Source organism: Thalassovita gelatinovora (assembly GCF_001458355.1).
Taxonomy (GTDB): Bacteria; Pseudomonadota; Alphaproteobacteria; order Rhodobacterales; family Rhodobacteraceae; genus Thalassobius; species Thalassobius gelatinovorus.
The window spans coordinates 1-929 of sequence record NZ_CYSA01000009.1 but is presented as its reverse complement, the minus strand read 5'-3'; the positions used below and the strand labels follow the sequence as shown (position 1 = coordinate 929).

The window sequence follows — 929 nt, the reverse complement described above, 5'->3', positions numbered from 1 at the left end:
CGATCCCAGGCGCTGTTGAGCCAGAACAGAGCCTGTTTCAAAGCTTTCGCATGCGAAAGCTTTGATCGATCAGGCCAGCAGATCGTGTTGCACACCGCCGATCAGGACATTGATTTCGGCCTGGCCGCCGCCATCGACCAGCGCCCACATGATCTGCCCGGTCGGGCGGTAGATCACGAAGGCCTCTTCGACACCGGCCACACCGGCATTGGCGGTTTCGGTCAGGTTGATCTGGAACTGGTCCACCGTGGCGCTGGCCTGACCGAAAATCAGCACATCGCCATCTGCGGCGGTATAGTCCTGCACCCAGTCCGAGCCGTGATCGTAAACGCCCAGATGATAGAACCGGTCCGCGCCCGCACCGCCATTCATCCGGTCATGGCCAAAGCCCCCATTGATGAAATCATTGCCGTCGCCGCCATAAAGCACATCCGACCAGGCTTCGCCGGTCAACACGTCATTGCCATCCGCCCCGATCACCGTATCGGTGCCAAAGCCGCCCGAGATGCTGTCATTGCCGCCGTCGCCGCGCAATTCGTCATTGCCATAGCCGCCGTCGATGCTGTCATTGCCGTCACCGCCATAGATCACGTCGCGCAGGTCGGCTTCGCTGTCGCCGCCGAACAGGAAATCGTCCCCCGATCCGCCGATCAGCGTATCCGAACCGTCGCCGCCATGCAGGGTGTCGGCCCCGCCGGTGCCGTTCAGCAGGTCATTGCCCGCGCCGCCATCAAGAATATCGGGCCCGGCCGAACCGGACATCTGGTCGCCGCCATCGGTGCCGGCCTCGTTCAAGCCGCCGGTGGAAATCCGCACCGCCGCGGTCGAAACGGTTTCGCGGGTGCCGAACCCGTCGACATAGGAAATCCGCAGCGTCAGTTCGGTGCCGACATCTTCGGTGCTCACGTCATAGGCCGCCGCGGTGGCGC

At 63.2% G+C, this 929-nt stretch carries 1 protein-coding gene; it reads right to left on the bottom strand.

Features of this window, described 5'->3' with window-relative positions; translation table 11 throughout:
• Nucleotides 1-69: 69 nt before the first annotated feature.
• Nucleotides 70-929: calcium-binding protein (locus tag TG4357_RS04250; RefSeq protein WP_144433918.1), on the bottom strand; the 860-nt coding region annotated here is incomplete at its 5' end.